Raw genomic sequence first — 16,202 nt, 5'->3', positions numbered from 1 at the left:
TCATGGCATCTAGGGCGTACCTCCCGGGGTCAACGTGACCGTGACGGTGCGGTTCTGGGCATCGGTGCGGTACGGCGGGTGCGCCTGGTCGCCGGACTGCATCGTGAACGCGGTCAACGGGAGACCGGACGCGGTACTGATTTCCTGGGTCGCGACGCGGGCTCGGAGCAGGGCGGTCCGTGAACCGCCTGAGTTGGTCCCACCCGGGACGACGACCGAATGGCCGGTCACGGTGATCCTTGCCTTCAGCCCGGGGAGCCGTTTGCCGAGTACGTCGAGTGCGCGCTCGCCGGCTGGGCTGAGGTCGGTGCCGGCCGCGAACACGCCCTCCCTGAAGACGACGCGAACCGCTCCCTTCTCGCGCTGCACCAGCACACCTGCGCCCGCAACGCGACGCGCGATCACATCCAGCTTGCCTGCGGTTGCAGCTGCTTCGGCGCGACGCTGCGCCTCCAACGCCGCCAACCGCCGAGCCAACTCAGCCGCGCGCTCCTCGGCGCCGGTGTCAACTGTTGGCGTAGGAGTCGGCGTCGTTTGCACCTGAGTCGGCTGCGCCACAGGTTCGTCGGCACCACCGCCCAGGGCGACCGCGCCTCCAGCAACCACCGCACCCACCAGCACCACTGCCACAACCACTGGAAGAACAGGCCGCGACGCCCGCCGATGCCCACGAATCCCCGCAACCATCCGCCGCCCCGCCACGGCACCTGCGACCACCGACCCACCTGCGTCTGCCTTCTCTACCTCGGCCCAGAGCGTGTCGGCTTCGGACCATCTCTTTTGTTGGGCTCGGATTCGGGCTAGTAGGTCGAGGACCTCGACCGACGGGTCGTCGAGTTCGGTGAGCAGGGTGGCGGCGCCGGACAGGTCGCCCTGGCGGGCGAGGTCGGCTGCTCGGGACAGGGCTACCTGCTGACGGATGTCGGTCATTCGGTGAGTCCGATCATGATCTCCCGCTCGTCGCGCGGAAGGAGCCGGAGCATCTGCTGTACGACGTGTTCCAGCGACCGCTGGTCGCGCCGGTTGAGCGCGTCCCGACCCTCGGCTACGAGCCGATCCGCCTCAGCGGTCGGTGGCAGCATCCCGGGCGAACGGACCACCTCCCAGTACACGGCCTCGTACCACCCCGGCTGCCGCCGGTAGAGCCGCGCCATGAAGATCTCGGTCCGCTCCGTCGCCGCGTCGATCGCCTTCAGATCGCGGTCGTCGATCGCCTGCTGCGCCGCCTCACGCAACGCGGTCAGCTCCTGCTCGTCCCGTACCGCACCCGCCTGCTGAACCAATTCGGCCACCTCCGCCAGCAGGTCGAGCAGCTCGCGAGTACGCCGCGGCAACGCAGCCAGATCGTCGATATCGTCCAGCTCCGCCTGGAAGTCGCGCAGCCGGTCCTCGGCCGTCGCCGCCGCACCTGCATCCATCGCCGACGCCCGTACCTGCTCCCGAACGGTCGGCAACGTCCCCTCCGCCTCCAGCCGCCGCAGCCGCTCATCCACATCCGGCAGATCCGCCGACCGCTGCAACACGTCGTACCGGTCCTCGGCCTCCGCCAACTGCTGCGTCAGTACGTCGGCCGACGGTGTGCGTACCGACCCGAGGTCGATCTCGGCCTCGAACTGCGCTCCGATCAGCGGTACGTCGGCGACCACCGTCACCAGGTTCGACGCGTCCACCTCGAACGTGACCTCGACCTCCGTCCCGACCGGCAGATCCATCCGCAGGTCGACCGGCTTGATCGTCAGCAACCCGACCGGCCGGTTCCGGTTCGCGCGCGCCCGTTCCCCTTGGACGACAGGGATCCGGATCATCGCCTCGTCGTCGCGCCGGAGCAGCGTGTACGACGTACGGAACTTCCCGTGGGCCGTCGTCGGCACGCCGGCACCCTTGCGGAGCAGCGGCGAGAACGTCCTGTCGGCCAGCTGGATGCCGAGCGAGTGCGCCAGCCGCGCGCCACCGAACGTCTCGGCGCGGTGCGTGATCGACAACGTGTTCGGGACCAGCTTCTGCGGCGCGCCGGCCGGGTCGATCAGCTCGATGGTGAACCGCGACGTACGCCGCTCGTCCACGTCGACCTCGGTCGCGAACGCACCGACCCGGTTCAGCGCGATGTTCGCGGTCCGGAACGGCGGCCGGCCTTCGGGGTTCGCGAGTACGACGGAATACCCGGTCCAATCCAGGTCCCGCCCGGCGCGCAGCCGCCCGGCCACGGTCGTCGTGGTGGTGGTGGTGACGGCCGGTTCGTACGAGAGCTCGACGGCGAACTCGCCCGCTGCCGGGGCCGCGGCCAGCGGTGCGGGATGCCGGATGGTGCTCGCGAACAACGCTGCGCCGCGCGCGACCACGGTCGACGGGTCCAGCCGGGTCTCGAGCTCGATGCCGATCCCGTCGGCCGGGTCGGCGAGCCGTTCGCGCAGGCCGAGGGAGAGCGTCACGCCGCCGACCAGCAGCAGCTTGTCGATCGCGTCCGGCGACAGGCCGTTCTCCCGCATCGCCTCGCGGCAGAGGTTGATCGCGCGCACGTAGTACGGCTCGGCCACGCGGTCGAGGGCGTCGCGGGTCAAGGTGAAGTCGAACGTCTCGCTGTCCCCGCCCGGGGTGTCCAGCTCGACCAGGACGGAGGTCGACTGGATGCCGGAGAGCGCGATCTTCGCTTCCTCGGCGGCCGCCTTCAGCCGGGCGAGGTTCCGCGCGTGCTGCGGGTTGTCGCGGCGGAGGTCGGACAGCCCGAACTCCGCCGCAGCTGCCGGTGCGAGTACCCGCTCGACGAGCGCCCAGTCGATCAGCTTGCCGCCCAGGTACGGGTCGCCGGCGTGGTGCAGCACCCGCAGCTCGCCGTCGCGCTTGTTCACCACCGCTGCGTCGAAGGTCCCGCCGCCGAAGTCGAACACCATCCAGTACGCCCGGTCGCTGGTGTCCTGCAGCCCGTACGCGAACGCGGCCGCGGTCGGCTCCTGCAGCAGCGGCGAACCGGGAACGAAGCCGGCCAAGGTGGCCGCCTCGACGGTCGCCTTGTTCTGGTTGAGCGCGAACGCTGCCGGAACCGTGATGACGGCCGCGGTCGGAACATCGTTCAGGAACCGGGTCGCGTCGTTGCGCAACGTCTTCAGGACTTCGGCCGACAGTTGCGGTGGCGTCAGCTGGACAGCGGCCCTGGCGAACTTCCGCGTCACATCGGCCAGACCCATCTCCAGCTTGAACTCGGACGCGGTGTTCTCCGGATCCGACTCGACCCGGGTGCGGGCCTTCGCGCCGACCCGGACCTCGCCCGCGCGCGGCATCCAGACCGCCGACGGTGTGGTCTCCTGGCTCTCGTTGTTCTTGATCACCGTCACCGTGTCGCCCTCGGCCAGGGCGATCGCGCTGTTGGTGGTGCCGAGATCGATCCCGATATCGATGGTGTCACGCATGGCTGTCCTCGCTGTCGGAACTGTCAGAACTGTCAGAGCCGGTCGAGTTCTTGGAGCCGGCCGGTACGGCGACGATCACCTGAGCGGTCTGGATCCGGCGATCGTGGTGATATACGGCCGGCCGCACGGTCTCGACGACGGTCTCCACCGTCACCTCGGGATCGTCGGAGTAGAGCAGGACGTCGACCGAACGGCCGGCGTGGAACGGCTCTCCGTCATGGTCCTGAACAGTGAGCCCCGCAGCCGCCAGCGCACCCGCACAGGTCCGCAAATAACGGGCAGCCTGCTTCCCTTGACCATCGTTGCCCTGGGCAAGCTTGCGGCGCGCCCGCCAAAGGTTGGTCGCGGCCTCGGCGAGCGCGTCGTCGTCCGCGTCCGCAGCCGGTTGAGCGGCGGTCTCCCCGAGCTCGGCGAGGTAGCGTTCCAGATCGTCGTACGCCGAACCGGACCAGCTCGGTGCTGCGATCCGGAACGCCTTGTGCTGCCGCCACTGGCGGAACCAGACCCGGGTCATTTAGCTGCTCCCTTGAACGGCTTGTGGTCTGCCCGGTGCACCAAGCAGACGGCGTACTTGACCTGCTCGAGGTCCTCCCAGGACGGATATGGCGGCGGTCCCACCCAGGTCGCGAAGCCCGGCAGGCTGGGAATTCTGGACGCGCAGGTCTTCCGGGACAGGGCGTTGACCTCGCTGTCGCCGGGGAAGGACTGACCAGCTTCGTAGAGCGTCGGGTAGCCGAAGATCTGTCCCCAGTGCCATTCACTGCAGCGGACGATCTTGACCTTGTCGGTGAGCGCTCCGTCGGTGACCTGGCCGGCGATCTGGTCCCGGACACAGGCGCCGACCGGCGCGTTGTCGGCGACCTTCGTGGCGAGCAGGTCCATCGCGACCGGCTTCGGCACCTTCGGCTCGTCGGGCCGGGTCACCCGGTCGTTCCCGATGTCGAGACGGTCGTGCCGCTGAACCACACAGGCCGCGTAGTTCTCGTACTTGCTCGCGTTCTTGCCGTTGTTCCAGCGCTGCGCGGGCGCATGGACCGCGGTCACGTCGTACTCGCTCTCGTTCAGACGCTGCTGCACCAGCGCTTCGCCGCACAGGAACTGGCCGAGTGCGTTCGCCTGGACGTCTCCCGGGTACGCCGCAGGCACCTTGGTGATCGCGACGTACCCGAGGATTTCGCCCCAGTGCAGCGAGTCGCAGTCGGCGCCGCGGAGATCGGTCGGCGACGTCTGCCAGCCGTTCGACTGCGCGTCCAGGCAGGTCCCGGCCGGTGCGTTGTGGGAGATCTTGTCGTTGGAGATGCTGAGCTTGTGCGGCCACCAGTGCCACACGCCCAGGCCGATCAGCGCAAGGACGAGCAGCCAGGCGATCAGCCGGCGACGGCGACGACGCCGGCGCTTCGGGGCGACGGGCGGCCGCGACGGCTTCTGAGCCCGTGGCTGAGTGGAGTAGATCGCGTTGAACGTGCCGGCCGTGATCTCGGCGAGCATCTGGTCGATCTCGGCGCGGACCGACGGCGAGCTGGTTTGAGCTCGCGCCTGCCGGAGCAGGCGTTGCGCGGCGTACTTCCCGCGCACCCGGAACAGGTAGTCGGCCTGCTCGCGGAACTCCCGCATCGCGCGCTGGTTCTCGAGCAGCGCCTCGCGGTTCTCGTCGATCAGGTCGCGGTCGCGCTGGTCGATCACCAGCTTCGTCGCACGGTCCAGCCAGCGTTCGGCGCGGCCGTCGGAGGCTTCGCCGCGGTTCATCAGGTCGACGGCGCAGTTGTTGAGCAGGATCGCGAGCTGGTCGTGGAGCGCGGAGGTCCGGTGGTTCTCCTTCGGCGGCAGCAGGGCGTCCAGCCGCTGCAGTTGCGGCAGCAGGTCGCGCTCGATCTCGGCGACGATCGGTTCGACCGGCTCCTCGCCGATCCGCCGGGCCACCTGAGTACGGCGGTCCTCCAGGTCCTCGTACAACGGAGCGGCCGCGGCCTCGAGCAACCGTCGGTGCAGGCGCTCCGCGTTCGGGAATCTCCCGGCGATGTCAACCAGCGTGCCGGCGCGGCCGACCGGACCGGTCACGGCGAGATCGACGAGCGGCTGCACCAGAGTCCGTGGAAGCTCAGTCGTGATCGCGGCCACGGCCGCGCGGTCGAGCTGCCGGTCGTCCAGCTCCCGTACCCGGTACTCCAGGTGGGCGGGGGCGCCGGCGAGGAACAGGGACCAGATCTGCCAGACCGCCTTCCACTCGTCGTCGGGCCGTCCACCGTCCTGTTCCAGGCTGATCGTCGCGCTGTGGGCCGCGACCGCAGAGTCATGCATACGGTGCATGAGGGATTCGCAGCCGCAGCGGGAGACGTCGTCGCCCCAGGGCGCGAACACCTCGTGCACCAGCCGGCGGCGCGGGTCGCCGAGGATCAGGTCGCAGGCGGCCCGGATCTCGTGCGGGTCGCGAGAGGTCGCCGTACCGAGGTCGATGTCGGCGCCCACCTCGAGCGCCGCACGCAGCCGCTGCGCGACCTGGCGGGTGGTCCGTGCGTTCGCATCCGCGAGCAGACCGCTGATCCGGAAGGCGTTCCGCCGGTACAGGTCCGGCCCGGCAAGTCTGCGCAACTCGTCGACAATCGGATCCGCCACCGGCTCACCCCCAGGAGTGCGAGCCGACCCTGCTGCCGGCCCGTCACTTCACCTTGGCACCGGAAACGGACCCTTTCAGCGGCATTCAGACCGGTCTGGACCTCCCCTGGATCCCCTGTGGACAGACCTTGTACCGAACCTGCATTTTCAGACCGTGTTCAGCAGGTCGAGGGCGGATTGCTGGCGGGCGGCGTCGAGTTTGTCGACCGGGCCGTACCAGCGCAGGCCGTACTGATCCATCGGTGTCCGGTCGGCCGCGAAGGCGCGGTCGGCCTGGCGTTGCAGGTAGGACGTGTACGGGTGGTCGGACAGCGCCGCGTTCAGCTTGCCGAGGCCGCGGACGTGCGCGCCCTTGAACGACGGGCCGTCACCGCCGCAGTCACCGTTCTCGCACGGCTCGCGCAGGATGCCGTCGGCGGTGTGCAGCGACGACGCGGTGATCGATGCGTCGGCGAGCTGGCGCGCGGAGGTCAGATACGCCGAGTTGTTCGTTGCCTTGGACAACTCGGTGAGCGCGCCGATCAGCACGCCCTGGTTGTAGGTCCACGCGGTGTCGCCGTTGTTCTTGCACGTGGACAGGTCGATCCCGTCGTTCACCAGGTTCGAGCCGTTGATCATCCCGGTCTGCTGGAACCACGTCCATCCGGCCTGCGCGCGTTGCAGGTACGTCGTGTCGCCGGCGATCCGGCTGTGCAACTGCGCGTTCAGCTGGATGTAGAGCGAGTTCGAGATCGCGTTCTTGTACGTCTTCGCCTCGCTCCACCAGACGCCACCGCCGCAGGTGTTGTCCCAGTACGCCGCCATGTGATCGGCGTCCGCGCGCGCAGTCTGCAGGTACCGGGCCTCGCCGGTGAGGTCGTACGCCGCAACCCACGCCAGCCCCCACCACCCGGTGTCGTCGATGTAGTCGTTGCGGAACTGGCCCTCGAACTTGTTCAGGTTCAGGTCGTACGTCTTACCGATCGCGTACGTGTAGCTCTGCATCCCGCTGACCCGGGCGTTGTCGATCAACGCGTTCAGCGCATTGGCCGAGTTCCACCAGCCCGTGGTGTCGAACAGTCCGCTGGTCAGGCTGTAGTCCTGCATCAGCGCGGTCGCGGCCGCCGTACGACGGTCCCACGCGTTCCACGTCGTACGGGCCCACGCCGTACAGGCGATGTCGGCGCGGTCGCCGGCCTTGCCGCACGCGCGGAGCGCTCCGACGCCGAGGTTGTTCCAGTCGTCGACGTTGTACATCTGCGTACGCCAGCCGCGTTGGCCGCTCGGGATCGCGGCGTTGCCGAGGCGGCTGCCGCCGGACCAGGTGCGGCCGCCGTCCATCGAGCGGTCCAGCCAGACCTCGTCGCCGGGGTTGCCGTTCTCGATCGAGGCCCAGCCCATCGCGTCGTCGTCGTCGAAGTGCAGGGTGATCGTGCGGCCGAAGAGCGTGGCGGACACCGGGGCCTGGTCGTTGGGCGCGAGGGCGGGGTCGCGGGCGTCGCAGTACTTGTTGCAGATCGTTGCCTGGGTGGACATGTTCACCGATGGGGTCTCAGCCGGCGCCGGTGGTGGCGCGCCGAGGGGAGCGATCAGCAGGGACAGGCTGGAAACGATTCCAACGTACATCACAGATCTCCCTGGGGCGGTAGGAAGAATGCGGTGCACCGACGGTAGGTGGGTGGCGACGCTACGTCAAGATGTGGTGCGGGATCGCCAGGCCATCACAATCGGCGGTGGACGGGCGGCGGCACGCTGGGGGATGCCGGCCGCGAGCGATTGTGATGGCCTGCAGATCCGCCGTCAGAACACGAGGAGCGCGGCGAGGATGACCGTGGCGAGGACGAGGGTGGCCGCGATCGACACCTGGCGGCCGCGGGCGCAGCGGCGGGTGGTGGCGGACCGGTCGGGGCGGGTCGTGCAGGGCTCGAAGCCGAGGTCGTCGGCCGGTGCGAGCACGCTGCCGAGGCGCGCGAGGAACGACCGGCGCTCCGCCTGCCGGGTCGCCTCTTCGACGACCCGGCGGCGCATGAACTCCCGGTGCCTGGTCGCCGGCACCCTGACATCCGGCGGCGCGGTCAGGCTCGACGGGAGCACGAGGTCGGTGGGGAGCGCGAGCCCCGGCGGGAGCGCCCGCTGGACCACCGCGTGCGCCGCCGCCACCCGCCTCGCCCGGCTGATCGCAGGCGGGAGGATCAGATAAGCGAGGTGGACGAGCGACCGGTAGTCGTCGAGCAGCAACGCCTCGATCAGCGGCTCTTCCCTGGTCGGGCCCTGGACCGGTCCCGGGACGATCGGTGTCTCGACCGTGGCGGACATGCAACTCCTCAACTCGGCGTACCGAAGAACCAACGAACGAATCACTGACCGGTCACGAAGTGGTCGGTTAGTCTCCGTGTCATGAGCACTGGTGACGGGGTTGCGGGGAAGTGGGGCGGGGTCGACGTACATTTCGGCGAGGAGGGTGGCCGGCTCACGTACGGCAGCTACCTGCGCCTGGCCGAGCTGCTCGACCAGCAGCGGCTGGAATCCGAGCCGCCGGCGCACGACGAGTTGCTGTTCATCACGATCCACCAGGTGTACGAGCTGTGGTTCAAGCAGGTCCTGCACGAGCTGACCGCTTCCCGGGACGCGATGCTCGCCGGCGAGCACTGGCTGGCGGAGCACCTGCTCCGGCGGGTGCACACGATCGAGCGCGTGCTGACGCAGCAGGTGGACATCCTCGAGACGATGACACCGCAGGACTTCGGTGAGTTCCGGCACCGGTTGTCGCCGGCGTCCGGGTTCCAGTCCGTGCAGTTCCGGGAGATCGAGTTCCTGTCCGGCGCGAAGGATCCGTCCTTCGTACGCCGTTTCCGCGGGCTGACCTCGGTTGAGCAGGATCGTTTGCGGCGCCGGCTGGAGGAGCCGACGCTCTGGGACGCCTACCTCGACGTACTGCGGAAGGCCGGCTTCGAGACCGACACCGAGGACGCCATCCGCGACGCCCTGCGCAAGGTCGCCGGCGACCGCTCGCACTACGCCGCCATCTGGGAACTCGCAGAGGCCCTGGTCCAGCACGACGAACTGGCCGCGGCGTGGCGCGCGCGACACGTGGTCATGGTTGAGCGCATGATCGGCACCAAACCGGGCACCGGAGGCTCGTCCGGCGCCAACTACCTCCGCAGCCGTCTCGACCTCCGCTACTACCCTCTCCTCTGGAACCTCCGCTCCACCTTGTGATTCCCCCGCCCCCACGCGGACTTTGCGAACGGCCGGTATCAAAACGCGGCCGCTCGGGGTCTGGGCGGTAAGGGCACATTTCCAGGGGGGAAAATCTGATGAGTTCCACAGCTGGCGGCAGCTCCGGTGGGGAAATCGGGCCGGAGCCGACCGAGGCAGTGCGGGTAGCGCTGGTCGAAGCGCTCGGCACCGAAGAGATCGACGTCGTGGCCGGGGAGACCGGGCGGATGCCGGACGGCCAGGAGGTACGGGCGTTTTACGGCGTTGTCCGGGGAGAGCCGAACCACGGCACATCGATCGCAGTCGACGCATCCGGCGCGGTGCATCCGCGACGTCGGCTCGAGGCACTGGCAGGACCGGGATTGTTCGTGCCTGCAACGGCAGCGCCCGCGGCGGCGCCTGCCGTGGCCGCCGTGGAGCCGGTCACCGTGGACCCGCCGACCAACACCTGGGTGTTGCCGGAGTGTGTGACCGAGCACGAGACGGTGACCGTGCAGATTCCGCAATCGCGGATCCCGCCGAAGGCTGATGTCTACCTGCTGGCCGATACGACGTTCAGCATGCACGACGTCATCAGTGCAGTTCAGTCCGGCATCGGCGCGATCGTCAGCGATCCGGCGTTCGCCGGGTTCGACCTCGCCTGGGGCGCCGGCAACTACAAGGACTTTCCAGTAGGCCCGAACCCGTACGCCTTCCAGCACCAGCTCGCGCCGACGCCCGGCGTCGCGGACGTCAATGCGGCTGTTGCTATCTGGACAGCATCGGACGGGTTCGACATTCCCGAGGGGCAGCTTTTCGCCCTGCAACAGGTCGCAACCGACCCCGCCATCGGCTGGCGGACCGACAGCAAGCGGATCGTGGTCTGGTTCGGCGACGCGCCCGGACACGATCCGGTGTGTTCGGCGTTGTCCGGAGTACCGGATGTGACCGAGGGGACCGCGACCGCGGCGCTGGTCGCTGCCGGGATCACCCTGGTTGCTGTCAGCACCAACACCGGAACCGCCGACGCCCTCGACGGCGACCCCACGCAGTTCGCCACGGACTACGGGCCTTGTCCGGTCGGTGGCAGTGCCGGCCAGGCCACGCGGATGACCGCAGCCACGCCGGGTGGAACCCACACGGTGGGTGTGGACGCCGCTCAGATCGTCAACACCTTGATCCCGTTGATCAACGCAGCTGTCCACTCGATCGCCGACGTGCACCTGCAGCCGACCGGATCGATCGCGCAGTTCGTCACCTCGATCACGCCGCCTAGCTACGGACCGCTGCCCGGGAACACGCCGCACACGCTGCCGTTCGACGTGACGTGGACCGGGGTGGTCGACTGCGAGGAGGACGAGCAGACGTTCACCGGCACGCTCGATGTGATCGCCGACGGCGTCGTGGTCGCCACCAAGCCGGTCACCGTGACGGTGCCCGCGTGCCGCTGGCACCACTCCGTCGAGATGATCTGCGGAACCGAGAAGGAACGCGACGACTGCCAGACCATCGTGGACGGGCGGTACGCAACCGCGGTCACCATCTACAACCCGACCACCTGCGCCGTCACGATCGTCAAGTACTTCGCTCCGCTCGTGCTGGACGGGAAGCCGGTCGGCCGTGAGCCGCGGACGGTCCGGGCACGCCCGTTCGCCAAGCTCGTGCTCGAGCCCGGTACGGCGACCATGGACGACTGCTGCAGTCTCGAGGAGGCCATCGGGCACAAGGGCCCGGACCTCGATCTCGGCGTACTCGACATCGTCGCGGACCATCCGCTCGAGGTCACGGTGACTCACACGGCCTCCGGTGCCGGACGCGCGGCCAGCTCGATCGACTCCCGCACCATCAGGCCACGCATGGCCTGAGCTGAACCCGGGGACAGTCGAGGCGAGACCATCCACATCGGATGGTCTCGCCTCGCTAGGCTGCGAGCTGCCAGGATCCTCGAGGAGGCTGCGTGAAGCTCTACTCCGACGTACGGGTGCAGCGGTTTGGGCAGGTCGTCGGTGATCTGATGCTGGCGGGGTGGGTCTGGGCGTGTGTTGAGTTGGGGATGCTCGTCTACCGGGTGACCGACGCGCTCGGGGCTCCCGGGCGGAAGGCAGCCGAGGCGGGTGACGGGCTCGCGAGCGATCTGCGGCGGTTGTCCGAGCCGATCGGAAAGGTGCCGGCGGTGGGGGATCAACTTCGGTCCCCGATCGACGGAGCTGCCGGTGCTGCGGGGAAGCTGGCGCAGGCGGGCCGGGACCAGGCGCATGCGGTGGAGCAGTTGGCGTATGTGCTCGCGGGCGTGACGATCGGGTTGCCGGTGCTGTTCGCCGTACTGATCTGGGTGCCGCGGCGGATCCGGTTCGCGCGCCGGGCCACGGCGGCGCAGCGGTTCATCGACAACGCGGCGGATCTGGATCTGTTCGCGCTCCGGGCGATGGCGAACCAGCCGATGCACAAACTCGCGAAGATCTCCGACGACCCGGTCGCGGCCTGGCGCGACGGCGATCGCGAGATCGTCACCGCACTGGCCACCCTCGAACTCCGCAGCACCGGGCTGAAACCACCCCGGACCTCCACCACTGAGTAACCCCCTCCGACACCCCGTGAACCCGGCCCGCCCAGCGGCGCCGACCGGGCGGGCGCGAGGTTGGTGAGTGGCGTACGTCCGCGCTTAACACCAGCTTGAGGATCGCGGGCGGGGTCGGCGGTTACGCTCGGGGACATGGCGCGGGTGCTGCTGGTCGAGGACGACGATGCGATTCGGGCGTCGTTGGGGAAGTCCCTGACGGCGGCCGGGCATGTGGTCTCGGCGGTCGCGGCCGGCGCCGACGGGGTTGCCGCGGTCGCGCGGGAGCGGCCGGAGGTGTTGCTGCTCGACCTCGGGCTGCCGGATCTGGACGGGCGCGACGTGCTCGCGATGGTGCGGGCGGTCAGCGACGTGCCGGTGATCGTGGCGACGGCGCGGGACGACGACGCGAGCGTCGTACGGCTGCTGGACGCGGGCGCGGACGACTACGTGATCAAGCCGTTCAGCGCGGCGCAGATGGATGCGCGGATTCGCGCCGTACTGCGGCGGCTCGGGCAGGACCAGCAAGAGGAGTCGACTGTCGAGGTCGGCGGGTTGCGGATCGATCCGCGGAGCCGGGAGGTGACCGTGGACGGTGCGCCGGTCGACCTGACCCGGAAGGAGTTCGACCTGCTGCTGGCGTTGTCGCGCCGGCCCGGGGCCGTGGTGACGAAGCGGGAACTGCTCGCGGAGGTCTGGGGTCTGCCGTGGGGCGGTGGTGACCGGACTGTCGACGTACACCTGTCGTGGTTGCGCCGGAAGCTGGGCGAGACGGCGGCCGCGCCGCGGTTCCTGCACAGCGTGCGCGGCGTCGGGATCAAGCTCGCGGTGGACGGCTGAGCATGCGCCGTCGGATCCTGCTGCTGTCGGTGGGCATGACCACGTTGGTCGTGCTCGCGTTCGCCGTACCGCTGGTGATTCTGCTCCGCAGTACGACGGCCAACGAGTCGAAGGACAAGGCGCGGTACTTAGCGGAGAGCGTCGCGTACTACGTCGGCGACAAGGGCCACACGAACGACGACATCACGGCGTACGTCAACGGCCTGACGGACCATCCGGGACGGATCTCGGTGCGGATGCCGGACGGTACGACGCTGGGCGATCCGCCGCCCGGTGGGGTGCCGACGCCGAAGAACGTGCCGGCCGGGTACGGCGACGGCGACCGCGACCGCGACGACAAGGGCCCGCCGAAGATCGGCGACGCGGACTACCGCAACGTCGGCGGCGGTCTCGCGGTGGACGTCAGCGTCGGTACACCGAACGGCATGGCCTCCGTCTGCCTCTACCTGACCGGCGACGAGCTGTACGACGGTGTGGTGCCGCGGATCCTGATCCTCGTCGGCGGGAGTCTGGTGGTGCTGCTGCTCAGCATCCTCGGCGCCGAGCTGGTGTCCCGGCGGCTCGCGCGCCCGTTGGAGGAGACCGCGAGTACGGCGGAACGCCTCGCCCGCGGCGACATGGACGCCCGCGCCCCGACGACCGGACCGGCCGAGGTCGCGAAGGTCGGCTCCGCGCTGAACGGGCTCGCGGATCGGATCGACGAGGTGATCGCGGTCGAACGCGAGGCGGTCGCGGACCTGTCGCACCGCCTGCGTACGCCGTTGACCGCGCTGCGACTGCAGGTCGAGGCGCTGCCAGACCGGGAGAGCGCCGAGGAGCTGAACACCCAGGTCAACAGTCTCGAACGGACACTGACCGCCGTGATCAGCGCCGCTCGGCGACCGCAGCGTGAGGGCCGCGTTCCGCACTCGGACGCCGTCGAGGTGACGCGCCAGCGGGCCGCGTTCTGGGAGCCGTTGTTCGAGGACCAGGGCCGCGAGCTGGCACTGGACCTGCCGGACACGCTCGCAGCGGTCCGCTCCTCCGGGGAGGACCTTGGCGCGGCACTCGACGCACTCGTGGAGAACGTCGTAGCGCACACCCCCGACGGGACGCCCGCGCGGATCACCCTGACCCGCGCGGACGGCGTCGTCCGGATAGTTGTCGCCGACAACGGTCCCGGCATCCCCCTGGGCGCCGGCGAACGCGGCCGCAGCGACCGAGGCTCCACCGGCCTGGGCCTGGACATAGCCCGCCGCTGCGCCGAAGCCGCTGGCGGCACCCTGACCCTGCACCGCAACGAGGTCGTCCTGACCCTGGCCGCTCTGTAACCGGATCAGCTGATCGACCAGACCGTCACCTCGAGCTCGGCCTTGTTCGTGCTCGTGTCCAGCCCCTGGACCTGGAACAGCGCGAGATGCGGATTCTCCGAGAGGCTATCCCGGACCGGGCGTCCATAGCTGAGAGTGACTAAATCAGTCCTTTGAGGACGGATAGTGCGCGCTCCAGGTGAGGTGCTTCGTCATCGGCTCGCGTGGCGGCCGCAAGTTCGACGGTCGCCGACCCGCTGAGCGCGCGGTAGGCGACGCCCGGCACCAGCAGCTCGGCAACGGGCGCCGGCACGATCGCGATCCCCAGTCCAGCCGCGACGAAGGTCACCAACGTCGACGTCTCGGCCACCTCGTGCCGGACCCGCGGCTCGAACCCGGCCTCCCGGCAGCGCGCGAGCACGGTGTCGTGCATCACCGACCGCCCGCCACCCGCATGGATCACGAAGTCCTCGTCGGCCAGTTCCTCCAGCCGCACCCGACGTCGTCCGGCCAGCCGATGCCCATCGGGTACGGCGACGATCAGCGGATCGGCCCGCAGTACTTCGACCCGCAGCGACTCGTCCTCGACCGGCGGCCGCAACAGCCCGAGATCGATCCGCCCGTCGGCCAGTGCCTGCGCCTGGTCGGGCGCGAGCATCTCGCCCTGTACGGCGACCTCGACGTCGGGAAGCTCCTCGCGCAACGTCCGGACCAGTTGCGGCAGCAGGCTGTACGTCGCCGAGCCGACGCACCCGATCACCAACCGCCCCTGCAGTCCGGCCGCGACCCGCTGTGCCTCGCCCGCCGCGGACGAGACCGCCGCGATGATCTGCCGCGCCCGAACCAGGTAGGACTCACCCGCGGGCGTGAGCTCCACGCGTCGCGTCGTACGGCGGAGCAACTGCAGGCCCAGCTCGCTCTCCAGTTGGCGGATCTGCTGCGACAGCGGCGGCTGCGCCATGTGCAGGCGGGCTGCGGCGCGGCCGAAGTGCCGTTCCTCGGCCACGGCGACGAAGTACCGCAGGTGACGGAGCTCCACGCGATTCATATTGGCAGAGTCTCTATCGAGCGTAAATCAGTATTTCTCCATATCGGTCCAAGCGGCCTACCGTCGAGGGCATGAGCGATGTGGTGATCTGCGAGCCGATCCGTACTCCGGTGGGCCGGTTCGGCGGCGCGCTGTCCGCGCTGTCGGCGGCCGACCTCGCCACCGTCGCTCTCACCGAGCTGGTACGCCGGACCGGTCTGGGCGAAGGTGATGTCGACGACGTCGTTCTCGGTCAGTGCTACCCGAACGGCGAGGCGCCCGCGGTCGGTCGGATCGCCGCCCTCGACGCGGGCCTAGGCGTCGGCGTACCGGGCGTCCAGGTGGACCGCCGGTGCGGCTCGGGACTGCAGGCCGTGCTGTACGCCGCGGGCATGGTCGCGACCGGCGCGGCCCGCGTGGTGGTTGCCGGAGGCACCGAATCGATGTCGCAGGTCGAGCACTACGCTCTCGGTCTGCGCACCGGCGTCCGCGGCAACGTGGAACTGAACAACCGCCTGATCCGGGCTCGCGAGACCGCCGGCGGGAAGTATCATCCGGTGCCGGGCGGGATGCTGGAGACGGCCGAGAACGTACGCCGGGAGTACGGCATCTCGCGGGAGGAGCAGGACGAGTTCGCGCTCCGCTCGCACCAACGCGCCGTCGCTGCGCAGTCGGCCGGCCGCTTCGCCGACGAGCTGATTCCGGTGGAGGTCCCCAAGCGCGGCCTGATGACCGTGGACGAACACCCGCGCCCCGACACCTCGCTCGAAGGCCTCGCCGCTCTTCGGCCCGTCATGCTCAAGGACGACCCGGCAGCGACCGTGACGGCGGGCAACGCGAGTGGGCAGAACGACGGTGCCGCGGTCTGCGTCGTCACCACCCGCGACGAGGCGGAGCGTCGTGGCCTGCGTCCGCTGGTGGCGTTGAGGTCCTGGGCCGTCGCCGGGGTCGGACCCGAGGTGATGGGGATCGGCCCGGTCCCGGCCGTCGCCGCAGCGCTCGCCCGCGCCGACCTGACCCTCGACGACCTCGACCTGATCGAGCTCAACGAAGCCTTCGCCGCCCAGGTCCTGGCCTGCCTGCGCGAATGGAAGATCGACCCGCTGGACGACCGCCTGAACCCGAACGGCTCCGGAATCTCCCTCGGCCACCCGGTCGGAGCGACCGGCGCGCGGATCCTGGCCACCCTGTCCCGCGAGCTGCACCGCCGAGACGGCCGCTACGGCCTGGAGACCCTCTGCATAGGCGGCGGCCAGGGCATCGCCGCGATCTTCGAGGCGGTCCGATGAAGGCCA

At 69.6% G+C, this 16,202-nt stretch carries 13 protein-coding genes; 6 read left to right on the top strand and 7 right to left on the bottom strand.

All coding sequences use genetic code 11. From position 1 onward, the window contains the following. Positions 1–9: 9 nt before the first annotated feature. The 6 genes from E0H45_RS41580 to E0H45_RS41555 all read right to left on the bottom strand — a co-directional run bounded on the left by E0H45_RS41580 (position 10) and on the right by E0H45_RS41555 (position 8,312). Positions 10–930: a hypothetical protein gene (locus E0H45_RS41580; RefSeq protein ID WP_131348180.1), complete on the bottom strand. Its 921-nt coding sequence runs from the start codon at positions 928–930 to the stop codon at positions 10–12. Then, positions 927–3,404, bottom strand: a complete 2,478-nt coding sequence (locus tag E0H45_RS41575) for an Hsp70 family protein (RefSeq protein ID WP_131348178.1) — start codon at positions 3,402–3,404, stop codon at positions 927–929. The genes E0H45_RS41580 and E0H45_RS41575 overlap by 4 nt, the downstream gene beginning before the upstream one ends. After that, entirely contained in the window at positions 3,397–3,918 is a 522-nt protein-coding gene (locus tag E0H45_RS41570; RefSeq protein ID WP_131348176.1) for a hypothetical protein, read from the bottom strand. Before E0H45_RS41570 ends, E0H45_RS41575 begins: the two co-directional genes overlap by 8 nt. After that, entirely contained in the window at positions 3,915–6,017 is a 2,103-nt protein-coding gene (locus E0H45_RS41565) for a septum formation family protein (RefSeq protein ID WP_131348174.1), read from the bottom strand. The genes E0H45_RS41570 and E0H45_RS41565 overlap by 4 nt, the downstream gene beginning before the upstream one ends. A 147-nt stretch (positions 6,018–6,164) precedes the next feature. Then, entirely contained in the window at positions 6,165–7,622 is a 1,458-nt protein-coding gene (locus tag E0H45_RS41560) for a glycoside hydrolase family 76 protein (RefSeq protein WP_131348172.1), read from the bottom strand. A gap of 174 nt (positions 7,623–7,796) precedes the next feature. After that, the gene (locus E0H45_RS41555; RefSeq protein ID WP_131348170.1) at positions 7,797–8,312 is read right to left on the bottom strand and encodes a hypothetical protein; all 516 of its coding nucleotides are present in this window, start codon (positions 8,310–8,312) and stop codon (positions 7,797–7,799) included. A gap of 81 nt (positions 8,313–8,393) precedes the next feature. Here E0H45_RS41555 and E0H45_RS41550 point away from each other — a divergent pair, with 81 nt between their 5' ends. The 5 genes from E0H45_RS41550 (at position 8,394) to E0H45_RS41530 (ending at position 13,901) form a co-directional block, all read left to right on the top strand. Next, positions 8,394–9,215, top strand: a complete 822-nt coding sequence (locus E0H45_RS41550) for a tryptophan 2,3-dioxygenase (protein ID WP_131348168.1) — start codon at positions 8,394–8,396, stop codon at positions 9,213–9,215. 98 nt (positions 9,216–9,313) lie between these two features. Beyond that, complete coding sequence (locus E0H45_RS41545; RefSeq protein ID WP_131348166.1) at positions 9,314–11,059, top strand: vWA domain-containing protein; 1,746 nt, start codon at positions 9,314–9,316, stop codon at positions 11,057–11,059. Positions 11,060–11,151: 92 nt separating this feature from the next. Next, positions 11,152–11,772, top strand: coding sequence for a hypothetical protein (locus E0H45_RS41540; protein WP_131348164.1), 621 nt, complete (start codon positions 11,152–11,154; stop codon positions 11,770–11,772). Between the two features lie 135 nt (positions 11,773–11,907). Beyond that, positions 11,908–12,591 carry a response regulator transcription factor gene (locus E0H45_RS41535; protein ID WP_131348162.1) on the top strand — a complete coding sequence of 228 codons (684 nt, stop codon included), beginning with the start codon at positions 11,908–11,910 and terminating at the stop codon, positions 12,589–12,591. A 2-nt stretch (positions 12,592–12,593) separates the two neighbouring features. Beyond that, complete coding sequence (locus E0H45_RS41530) at positions 12,594–13,901, top strand: sensor histidine kinase (RefSeq protein ID WP_131348160.1); 1,308 nt, start codon at positions 12,594–12,596, stop codon at positions 13,899–13,901. A gap of 139 nt (positions 13,902–14,040) precedes the next feature. On the opposite strand, the gene E0H45_RS41525 is transcribed toward E0H45_RS41530, so the two are convergent. Then, a complete protein-coding gene (locus E0H45_RS41525) occupies positions 14,041–14,928 on the bottom strand; it encodes a LysR family transcriptional regulator (RefSeq protein ID WP_238155698.1) in 888 nt (295 codons plus the stop codon). A gap of 71 nt (positions 14,929–14,999) precedes the next feature. On the opposite strand from E0H45_RS41525, the gene E0H45_RS41520 reads away from it, so the two are divergent. Further along, the gene (locus E0H45_RS41520; protein ID WP_131348158.1) at positions 15,000–16,196 is read left to right on the top strand and encodes an acetyl-CoA C-acetyltransferase; all 1,197 of its coding nucleotides are present in this window, start codon (positions 15,000–15,002) and stop codon (positions 16,194–16,196) included. Positions 16,197–16,202 lie beyond the last annotated feature (6 nt).

Source organism: Kribbella soli, assembly GCF_004331345.1.
Taxonomy (GTDB): Bacteria; Actinomycetota; Actinomycetes; order Propionibacteriales; family Kribbellaceae; genus Kribbella; species Kribbella soli.
This window is presented reverse-complemented; position numbering and strand designations above follow the sequence as displayed.

Excerpts from the sequence above, each read along its gene's own strand:
- E0H45_RS41555 (WP_131348170.1), bottom strand. The coding sequence starts at position 8,312 with ATGTCCGCCACGGTCGAGACACCGATCGTCCCGGGACCGGTCCAGGGC.
- E0H45_RS41580 (WP_131348180.1), bottom strand. The coding sequence starts at position 930 with ATGACCGACATCCGTCAGCAGGTAGCCCTGTCCCGAGCAGCCGACCTC.
- E0H45_RS41535 (WP_131348162.1), top strand. The coding sequence starts at position 11,908 with ATGGCGCGGGTGCTGCTGGTCGAGGACGACGATGCGATTCGGGCGTCG.
- E0H45_RS41575 (WP_131348178.1), bottom strand. The coding sequence starts at position 3,404 with ATGCGTGACACCATCGATATCGGGATCGATCTCGGCACCACCAACAGC.
- E0H45_RS41550 (WP_131348168.1), top strand. The coding sequence starts at position 8,394 with ATGAGCACTGGTGACGGGGTTGCGGGGAAGTGGGGCGGGGTCGACGTA.
- E0H45_RS41525 (WP_238155698.1), bottom strand. The coding sequence starts at position 14,928 with ATGAATCGCGTGGAGCTCCGTCACCTGCGGTACTTCGTCGCCGTGGCC.
- E0H45_RS41520 (WP_131348158.1), top strand. The coding sequence starts at position 15,000 with ATGAGCGATGTGGTGATCTGCGAGCCGATCCGTACTCCGGTGGGCCGG.
- E0H45_RS41545 (WP_131348166.1), top strand. The coding sequence starts at position 9,314 with ATGAGTTCCACAGCTGGCGGCAGCTCCGGTGGGGAAATCGGGCCGGAG.
- E0H45_RS41560 (WP_131348172.1), bottom strand. The coding sequence starts at position 7,622 with ATGTACGTTGGAATCGTTTCCAGCCTGTCCCTGCTGATCGCTCCCCTC.
- E0H45_RS41570 (WP_131348176.1), bottom strand. The coding sequence starts at position 3,918 with ATGACCCGGGTCTGGTTCCGCCAGTGGCGGCAGCACAAGGCGTTCCGG.
- E0H45_RS41530 (WP_131348160.1), top strand. The coding sequence starts at position 12,594 with ATGCGCCGTCGGATCCTGCTGCTGTCGGTGGGCATGACCACGTTGGTC.